We start from the raw sequence: 10,228 nt of genomic DNA, 5'->3' as shown, positions 1-10,228 counted from the left end.
TATACTATCTTATATTATTTGCTGCCTTATATTGTTCTATTCTAAATAATAAATCTTCTATTTCCTGAATTTCATTTACTTTCTTATCAATTTGTTTATCTACTTTAGTCAGCTCTTTTTCCAGTCTTGTTCCGCTGTTAAGATGCTGTCTTAAATTAGTCCACTTTCCTCTTGCCCCTTCTCTTAATTCTCTCCTATATTCATAAGTAGGCGCTGAATACAGCATCGTTCCCATAATAAATAAAAGTGCTTTTACTGCTAGTTTTTTCATTTTTCCTCCCAAAAATTATTATTTTCTTCTCATTCTTGCTGTTTCATCCGGCATTAATTCTTCCTCTTCCGCCTTTATTCTGTCAAGCATAGTATACCAGTATCCTCTTTTTTCGGGTAATGTCACATATATCGAACCCTGAGCCCTTCTCAAGGCTTTTTCATATGATGAATACACCCCGTCCTGATCATAATCTTTTGTTACACTTTCTTCCACAGCTCTGTCTGCTTTTGCCTCATTACTGTAAAGAGTCAGTGATACCAAGATTAATAAAAAAATTAACGTGATTTTTCTCATTTTTCCTCCTATTTTTTTGATTTATTAAAATGTTTACATTTCATTTTGTTCAGTATTATGCCATGTTATTTTTTACTTTATAACCTGTTGTTTTCATCTGATGTTTCTTTTCTTGGCTGCTTATGTAAAACAGCTTGCAGTGATCTGCATTCTTAAATATAAGTTTTTTCACCAGACCTCCTTTTCAAAATAATGATATTTCAATGAAATATCATTCGTACTTGTTGATTTCATAAGTAAAGCATCATAAATATTTTACTAAATTTACGTTTTAAAGTCAATTTTAATAAAAAAAATATATATTTATAATAATTTGTCGGACTATCATAGAATATTAAAAAATATTTTTTTTTAGAATTATGACAAGATATTTCTATCTTTTATATAATTATACCACTTTTTCATTCTTATATTTTTATGTATTACAGAATTTTAATAATATTTTTTTATAATCTAATATTAATCATATATATTTATATACTAAAAATTGATATATTACTTTATAAAATTATAAAACAATAATATTTTACTATTTTAAATTTAATCATTATTCTGATTTTTGTTGTATAAACATTTGTTATTACATTTATATTTGTTATACAAGTATTTCTGATTCATATTCTGAATTTATTTTGACAGCTCTTGCTTCAAGAATAAAATTATAATTTTTGTAATCTTATATAGCTGTTTTAATAAATATGAACTAGTAAAATCCAGTCTTTACTCAGCAGTATAAAATCTTTAGAAATATAAAGTTTTTATTGTATTTGCTTCCGGTTTTATGTAAAAATATGATAATATATATATAACTGATTATTTATCTGCAAAGAAAAGGAGGAGCAATGGCTAATATAAAGGATATCGCCAGACTTGCCGGTGTATCAGCTTCCACGGTCTCCAGAGTAATAAACCAAAGCGGTTATGTTAATGAAAAAACCAGAATAACTATAGAAAAAATCATGAAACAGCTGGATTATGTCCCCAACAGAAATGCCGTTTCGTTAAAAACAGGGCGTACCGGCTTTCTCGGAATTGTCGCTCCTTATTTCAATGATTCCATGAATCTTCTGCTCAGTCATTTTACAATGGCTGCACAAAAGGAAGGGTATAATATAAGTCTGTTTATGACACTTAATGATAAAAATAAAGAAATACAGGCATTTGAAATGCTTAGAAGAAAACAGATTGATGCGGTGCTGCTGCTTATCCGTCTGAACGAATGGTCTGTTCTTGAACAGTATGCCAAATACGGCCCTGTTGTCACATGGCAGAGACTGGACTCTGATATTATCCACTCCGTTTATATGAATCAATATGACGGATATACGCTTGCCCTAGAACACCTCTATAAAAAAGGAAGAAGAAAAATAGTAAATCTCTACGGCAATCTGGAAAGTCTGAATACCCGCAGCAGAATGAAGGCATACGAAGACTTCTGTAAAAAATATAATATCCATTATAACGAGAATTTTCACGGCATTGCTTCTGTAAAAAACGGTGAAAATATGGCACAGTGGTGGCTTAAGCAAAAAGAGAAGCCCGACGCATTTGCTACTCTTTCAGATTCAGTGGCGGCAGGATTATTTACCAAGGCTCAGGAATACGGACTGGATATTCCGCGTGATTTTTCAGTAATGGGCTTTGATGATATTGAAATTTCCCGCCTGCTGAAGCTTACTACCATACACTATCCCATAGATTTACAGGCTAAAAATGCCTTTATTATAATAGATAATATATTAAACAATAAAAATACACCTTCATTTCCCCTGAGCTTTCACCTTGTGGAAAGAAAAAGTACCTAAATCAAAATTTCGGGAGGTTTCTTATGTATTATATCTGCCTTGATATTGGCGGAACTTCTGTAAAAACAGCCATTACAGATAAAAATGGAAATATTTATGAACAATCTTCTATAAATATTCCGAAAACTCTTTATGAATTTACCAAATCTATTTTTGAATATATAAAAAATGCAAAAGTACGATATTCTATCATGGGAATAGCTGTAAGTGCACCGGGATCAGTAGATTGCAAAACTGGAATTATAGGCGGAGTCAGTGCAATCCCTTATATTCACGGCCCAAACTGGAAAAAAAATCTGAATACAGAGTTCTCCCTGCCGGTAAGTATAGAAAATGATGCTAACTGTGCCGCCTTTTCTGAGGTATACTTTGGAAAATATAACTTTATAAAAGATATGGCTTTTTTGGTATGCGGAAGCGGTGTCGGCGGTGCCATAGTAAAGGACGGCAGAATTCATCACGGAAAACACCTTCATGGCGGAGAATTCGGCTTTATGTTTCTTGATATCTCATATTCAGAGAAAGACAGATTCAGAAACCTCAGTGAGCTTGGTTCTACACAGGCCCTTGTAAGAAAGGTCAAAAAAATTTATCCAGATAAAGATATGAATGGAAAGATGATTTTTGAGGCAGCTGAGAACGGTGATAAGAATTGTCTGAAAGCTATTGATGAATTTTATTCCGCATTAGCTGCAGGTATAATTAATGTTCAGTATATATACGATCCTGAAATGATCTTTATCGGCGGAGCTATAAGCTGCAATAATACTTTTATAAACGGTCTAAATAAAAAAACTAATGAAATACTGGATAATCTGGAAAATTTTTATAAAATAAGACCTGTTATAAAACCTGCTACATACAGAAAAGATGCCAATATACTCGGTGCTCTGGCTCATCATCTCCAGGAATACAGCTAAAAATCATATTTATGTATAAAGAAGGATATTCCATAAACTGAAAATATCCTTCTTTTTTATATTTCTGCTACTTTGTTATACTTATTATACTATCCTAAAAAACTGCTTTCAGTATTACTCCTGCTCTGTAATCATCTTTGTCATGCTCACTCAGCTTATACTCACCAGTCAGGAATATCCCGTATCTGTCTGCTACCTCAACACCCAAATATGCTTTTGTTCTGAATGTTCCTTTTTCATCTTCCGGCTTTGATAATTTATGATAATTATCTTCAACAGCTACAAGTCTTGCCTTCTCTCTTTCATTCAAATCTGCAAGCTCATATTCATAAGCAAAATCCAAAGTTCCTTTCAGTTGCCACGGTGACTGTGATCCCAAAGGTACAGCTGCGTTAAGCTCCACTCCTGCCCTTGGCTTTACGCTCCAAGCATCGTTTCCGTCCACTTCAAGTCTTTCCAGTCCGCTTTCTTTGAAAGTCGGTCTTGTAACATACATTGCCTTAAATGCTCCGTAAGGTGTTATATTTACTCTTTTTCCAAGCCCGAATTCTTTCCCGAGTATATTGTCACTTGTAATACTGTATGTTTCATATGTTCCATTCATTTCAGATCTGCCAAGATCAGTACCCCACTCGATATTTCTATCTACATTATGTATGCTTGCTCTTCCGGTAAGATCATTTCTCAGCTTCCATCCTCCGGCATTATACTTGCTGTGAACTCCGAGCTGTATTGTATCCACCCATTCTTCACTTTCATTTCCGTCATTAAATTCAAATCCGGTATGCAAATATCCCAGTGAATAACCGAAAGTATGTCTGTATGTTCTTTCTACCTCTCTAAGAGCTAAAACACCCGCAGTAGTATAGTCATAAGGTACAACTCCGTCTGTCTCCTCTTTGTTTTTACCTTTTCCTGCAATTACATTTACCTTTACATTTTCTTTTGTATTATTCGCAGAATCAGATATAAGATTCAATGAATTTTCAAATATTTCCGCTATGTCATTTTCTCTCTGGTTTATATTAGCATATACGTTTCCAGCAAGACTTGCCATTATCTGACGAAAATCTTCCTCTGTTTTTATATAGGCTGTTTTATTGTATATTTTCATTGCATCTCCGGAAGAACCAAGGAACTTTTCTTCCAAGGCATTGCCAAAATCTTCAAACCATAACCCGTCTGTAAAATCAGTAAAGCTTTTTCTCTTCATGTATACATCCGCACCTGTTCCTGTAGCTTCCGGAATTGCTTCCCATAACAGCGATCCGCTTATAAATTCATAAATTCCGCCTGATGCTTTTACCGCGTTTACTATTTTATAAACATTTGCATTAGTCCCGTCAGCAAATCCCGGAAGTATTATTATCGGCTTATCTGTTATCAGAGTGTCTGCTACTATCGAAGCACCGTTTGCTATGAACTGCGGTCCGGTAGTCGGATCACTCTGGTATACTACAGTACTCGGATCCACCTTCAGTGAAATTGATATTCCGTCAAGTGCAAGAACTCCGTCAGACTGGATTATTCCTCCGTTTATTATGCTGGGTATATCATGTGTTATTCCCGCTCTTCCGGATAAAGTTCCGCTAAGTCCCAGATTCAAAGTACTTCCTACATTATTTACATATGTAGAACCTGCTCCGAGAAGAAAGGCCACACTGTTTCCCGTAGCACCCGACATATCTATTACTCCGTTATTTATTGCTGTGGATGTAATATTAGCAAACATTGCCGTTACATCATTACCTGTCATTATTATATTTCCGTTGTTAATTATCGTACCGTTCTTATTGGCCACCATTCCTGTTGTATTATCGCCTGTCATTGAAATAGTAACCCCGGCATCATTCTCAACTATTCCGTTGTCTACGAAAATTCCTGTTGCACCATTTCCTACACCGGTTATATTTCCCTTATTTACTATTTTTACCGGATTATCTCTGGTATAGAGTCCTATACCATTTTCACCGATATTTATCTGTCCGGTATTATTTATATTTGATCCTTCACCATAAATTCCTACTGCATATCCGCTGTTATCATAGTCTACTGTTCCGTCAGAATTATATGCAAGAACAGATGCTCCTACACTTATAGTTCCGCTATTTGTAATTGTACCGTTTTTATTGTATATTCCTATATTTGATTTTCCTGGAGTTCCGTTTATATTTGCATCATTATTTATAGTTCCGCCTGAAACCATGTATATTCCTATATTGTTATCACCGGCCATGTTTATATCGGCTCCTGCAAGATTATTTACAATATTTGCACCATCGGAATATACCCCTGTTCCCTTCCCGTTCAAAGCCAGTATACCATGATTATCCAATACAGAACCTGTTTCCAGTATAAAGCCGTATCCGCCGTTTCCTATATTCACAGGGTTCATACTGCTGTTTACTATATATGTTCCGTTTGTCCCATATACACCTACAGCCTCATTCATTCCCACCTGCATATCGCTTGCAAATCCTAAAACAACAGTTCCGCCTTTTGTATATATACCTGTTCCCGTTTCTCCTACTACAGATGTTCCGTTTTGATTTACTGTTGCCCCTTCAGCATATATTCCTATTGAATTCTTCCCAGAATCAATAACAGAAGAATTGGTTATTATATCTCCCGGCGTTGTAGTATATATTCCTATACTCGGATTATTTAATTCAGTTGAATTACCTACTTTTATTGTTCCTGTATTTACTATGTTCTTAGCAGGTCCTGTCGCATAAATTCCCACTGATTTATCACCAGATAAATCTATTACTCCTCCGTTTATTATGCCACCCGAAATATTATCTGCATAAATTCCCACTGAATTGGTTCCGGCACTTAATATATTCCCTGCTGTATTAGCTGCTAATATACCATCCTTCAGATATATTCCCTGAGAATTGCTTCCTACTGTTATGTTTCCGGTATTCATCGCATTTGATGTACCTCCTGATGCATAAATTCCCGTAGAATCATTTCCTACTGTTATTGTTCCTCCAGCATTATAGACACTTGCCCCGTTCAAGCCATAAAGACCTGCCGATGAATTATTCAGGGTTATTATCCCTCTGTTTTCAGCTTCTATACCTGCTGTGAATCCCGGTACAGCTCCTCCTGTGTAAACACCGTCCACATATATACCTATATTGCTGTCCCCTGTAGTTCCGATATTTGCACCGCTGTCAAATAGCACTGTGGAAGATTTTCCGGAAACCATAGCTCCGTTTCCTCCTAGAGTAGTAGCGTTATTATAGTAATATGATCCGTTGGCTATACTTCCCAGTGTATAAGTTCCCGAGCCAATTGTATTTATAGTAAAGAGATTTGTAAATGCCATACCTGGATTTGTATTCAGATTAAATATTGTGACTCCCTGTCCCGAAACATTGATTGTTCCTGAACCGCTGAAAGTTGTTGCTCCCTTCAGATAAAATCCCAGTACATTATCTCCGGTAATATTTATTGTCCCGCCGCTTATTGTAACATTACTGTCCTCGGCGTACATAACTATTCCATTTTTTCCTATAGTAATATCTCCGCTTGAATTTACCACAGTATTTTTTGCATATATACCTACAAGATCTCCCACTGCTGCATTAGTCACCGAACTTAAATCAATTAATGACCCGGAATTTATAGTAAGGGATGATGACCCGCTTCCGTCATTATCAGCTACTATCCCGTATCCTTTAGTTGTACCTTTAGATTCAATACTTCCTGAATGTGTTATTGATACATCTTTTGTACCATATGTCGGCGTGGTTCCCGGAGTTACATTCGTACCGTATATCCCTATTCCACCGTCACCGAATTCTATTATCCCGGAATTTGCTGTTATTGTCCCGTTCGTACCGTATAATCCTACTCCGCCGCTCGCTGTCTGTATTTTCCCCGTCAATGCATTATCAAGTGATCCGTAGCTTGCATACATACCTGTAGAATTAGCTCCGGTAAGTGTTATTGTCCCGTTATTTGTCAAAAGCATCTGAGCATTTGTTATACCTGCTATATTGTCATTTTCCTGACCTATTCCGGCAAGTCCGCTTTCTGTTCCTGATATTGTTTTTCCGAAATTCAGTGTTATTCTTGAAGAAGCTATCGGTAAATCCCTGTATTTTATATCTGTTGCTGCTGCTGAATCTATATTTGAATTCTCATCTATTTCCAAATGTCCTTTATACAGCTTTACTTTATTTGATCCGGACATTGTCACATGAGAAGGCATTATCGCAGTAAAAGTTCCTATTTCTGATGTTTTTATCTGGGCATTTTCTATTACCATAGCATATGAATTCGGATCAAGATTAAATGTAAGATGACCTCCGCCTGCATTAAACATGGAAGTGATCTGTGTCGGACTTATAGAAGTCGTCAGCCCAGTTCCCACATATTGAAATCCGATACCTCCGGCTCCTACATTTACTGCTGTATTCCCGGTAATATTAAATCCCCCTCCGTTTTTGGCATAAAATGCATATGCATCAGTACCGTTTACATTCAGAGTCAGAGAACCTACACTAAAATTAGAGCTGTTTGTATTATCTGAAAACAGACCTACTGAATTATCACCATTCACCAGAATTTTATTGGTCAAATTTGTTATTGAAGCTGCCCCCTGTGAGTATACCCCTATTCCTTCACTACCGTATACTTCTATTTCTCCATTATTTGTAAATGTTCCCTCGTTATACACCCCTACCGACAATTTGGTTCCGGTATTCTGAAGCAGTAATTTCCCTGTATTTGAATTTGTCCCGATGCTTGAAGAACCTAAAAGAGCCATTCCCAAAGCACCTACGTTAGTAGAGCCTACTGCTCTGTCTCTTGTAGAATTATTTGTCATAACGGCATTATTAGTTATTTCTCCGCCCTGATATGCAACAAGTGTTTTTGCATTTTTTGCATCGCTTGTAACTGTAATATCAGAATTATTAATTATTTTCCCTGCCTGTGCAGCTGTCTGTCCGGTTCCGTTAGCAAGAAATAAAATATTATCATTTCCGTTTTTTACGATTCCGCCTAATGTAACTGTTCCTCCCACATTAGATCCTATATTTGCCCCCAAAGTAGGATCTATAACTGTTGTAAATCTGTCACTACGAACAAGAATACTCTGATTTGAATTATCTCCGTACATCAGTGATTTCAACTGTGAACCTGTAAGAAGAATATTCGCTGTCTGTGTAGCAACATAGTCTCCGCTTCTTAGTATCCCTATTCCTTCATTACCGTCTACCAGTATATTTAGATTACTGACATTATCAACATAACCAGAAGCACCTATTTTTTTTACAAAAGCTATTCCTATGTTTTTAGTTCCCTTTATATGTATTAACCCGTCTCCGCCGGCTCCGTAAATAAGAGGATTGCTCTTCTCACCGTGAACTCTTATATTATCATAATAATTCAGATTCCCGGCATGTACATCATACACTCTGACACCGTAGTTTTCTGTTCCGTCAACTACTATATCCCCTACATAAGCATCAGTATTAAGTGCACCGTTTCCATACTGACCAAAATCTATCCCAATACTCTGGGAGCTGTTTGCTTTTAATTCTATTTTACCTGTATTGTATGTCTGAGACGGTAAAACGAAATCTGTTGTAGCAAACTCACGGTCTATCATTATTCCCAGCATACGTGTACCATTGTCAATATTTATTGTCCCCGAGTTTACCACTACAGGAAAAGCCCCAGCATTAAAAGCACTTCCTCCGCCTCCTCCGCCTGACAATACCTGATGTTCTATTCCTATTAAAGAGCCTGTCCCTGTATTATTAAGATTTAAAGTTCCCGCAAATTCCATAAACTGTGCTCCGGTAGAACCGCCTCTTCCGACTTCATAAGGGTTATAGCTTATGAACATTGTCTGTCCGGCAGTAGCATGCGTTACATTCCATTCACCGCTTATAGTTATTCTCTTATCTGCCGCTGCACTGTAAAATGCCGCCGGTGTTCCGCTTGCTGTACTGGAATTCCAGTTACTCAATGATGATAAGGAATCACCGAAACTTATATCTCCTGAAAAAGTTCCTCCTGTATTCAGGTTTGCTGTAGTATTTGAAATAATATAGCTGTAATTCTCCATTGGTGGATTTCCGCCGGGAGTAAAAGTATTCGATGTTCCCTGACCAAATCCTGTTCCGGTAAAGGTTACAGGTGTTATTACAAAAGGCGCTAAAATGCTTACATTAGGATTAGCAGGCTGGAAATTACTTATGGCAATTCCCGGTGAAACACTCGGAGCTGCTATAGTCACAGGACCGTAATTTCCTGTTACGTTGGAACCGCTGTTCGGACTTATATTTAATTCCAGAGGCGGTCTTGTTATACCGCTTATAGGTACATTTACCCCTAAATCTATTTCTTTCGGCTTCTGCAGCGGCTGGTACGGTTTCCCTGAAGTTGAAGCTCTGTTAGCACTTGTAACTGTATAAGAACCGTCTGTTTCATAATAACCGTTTACTTTTGAATAATACTCGGCATTTTCTCCTGTATTATCTCTTCCCTCATTATGCTCCTCGTAAAATCCGCTGAAAAATATCTGCCATTCGAGATATTCCGGTTTTACTATATAATCACTCTGTAAATACAGATCTTTTAGTTCCTTATTTCTTTGACTCAAGACTTTTTCTATGAGCTTATAGTTTTTCTCATTTGATTTCCCGGCTTCTAGATTTTTTATGACGCTATTATAGAGTCTGTCATACTTTAATGATGCCGAAGACTCTGCTCCTGATGCAGAAATTGGTAGTACTGCATTTAACGCTAAAAATGATAATATTAATTTTTTATTTTTTTTCATTATTCCTCCTTTTGGTTATCATAACAGTATATGCTCCTCTCCTCTCTTAATTATACATTAGTTTAATTTTAATATACTTAATTATATTATATCCTAATTTGTAAGAAATGTCAATTTGACTGCATTCTTT

Annotated in this window: 5 protein-coding genes; 2 read left to right on the top strand and 3 right to left on the bottom strand. The window is 36.4% G+C overall.

The window, feature by feature from the left end; genetic code table 11:
* Positions 1-4 precede the first annotated feature (4 nt).
* Both STERM_RS04760 and STERM_RS04755 read right to left on the bottom strand, forming a co-directional pair.
* Positions 5-271 carry a hypothetical protein gene (locus STERM_RS04760; RefSeq protein ID WP_012860429.1) on the bottom strand — a complete coding sequence of 89 codons (267 nt, stop codon included), beginning with the start codon at positions 269-271 and terminating at the stop codon, positions 5-7.
* Between the two features lie 18 nt (positions 272-289).
* Positions 290-568, bottom strand: coding sequence for a hypothetical protein (locus tag STERM_RS04755; protein ID WP_012860428.1), 279 nt, complete (start codon positions 566-568; stop codon positions 290-292).
* An 842-nt stretch (positions 569-1,410) separates the two neighbouring features.
* Between STERM_RS04755 and STERM_RS04750 the strand changes: the two genes are divergently transcribed.
* Positions 1,411-2,373 carry a LacI family DNA-binding transcriptional regulator gene (locus tag STERM_RS04750; RefSeq protein ID WP_012860426.1) on the top strand — a complete coding sequence of 321 codons (963 nt, stop codon included), beginning with the start codon at positions 1,411-1,413 and terminating at the stop codon, positions 2,371-2,373.
* Between the two features lie 23 nt (positions 2,374-2,396).
* Positions 2,397-3,293, top strand: a complete 897-nt coding sequence (locus tag STERM_RS04745) for an ROK family protein (RefSeq protein ID WP_012860425.1) — start codon at positions 2,397-2,399, stop codon at positions 3,291-3,293.
* A gap of 94 nt (positions 3,294-3,387) precedes the next feature.
* Here STERM_RS04745 and STERM_RS04740 read toward each other — a convergent pair whose 3' ends face one another.
* Positions 3,388-10,098 (bottom strand): autotransporter domain-containing protein, encoded by a 6,711-nt coding sequence (locus STERM_RS04740; RefSeq protein ID WP_012860424.1) that lies wholly within the window; start codon positions 10,096-10,098, stop codon positions 3,388-3,390.
* Positions 10,099-10,228: the final 130 nt, after the last annotated feature.

It is taken from the genome of Sebaldella termitidis ATCC 33386 (assembly GCF_000024405.1).
Classification (GTDB): Bacteria; Fusobacteriota; Fusobacteriia; order Fusobacteriales; family Leptotrichiaceae; genus Sebaldella; species Sebaldella termitidis.
This window is presented reverse-complemented; position numbering and strand designations above follow the sequence as displayed.

Bases quoted from the DNA above. Each gene is read 5' to 3' on its own strand.
- STERM_RS04760 (WP_012860429.1), bottom strand. From the start codon at position 271: ATGAAAAAACTAGCAGTAAAAGCACTTTTATTTATTATGGGAACGATG.
- STERM_RS04755 (WP_012860428.1), bottom strand. From the start codon at position 568: ATGAGAAAAATCACGTTAATTTTTTTATTAATCTTGGTATCACTGACT.
- STERM_RS04750 (WP_012860426.1), top strand. From the start codon at position 1,411: ATGGCTAATATAAAGGATATCGCCAGACTTGCCGGTGTATCAGCTTCC.
- STERM_RS04745 (WP_012860425.1), top strand. From the start codon at position 2,397: ATGTATTATATCTGCCTTGATATTGGCGGAACTTCTGTAAAAACAGCC.
- STERM_RS04740 (WP_012860424.1), bottom strand. From the start codon at position 10,098: ATGAAAAAAAATAAAAAATTAATATTATCATTTTTAGCGTTAAATGCA.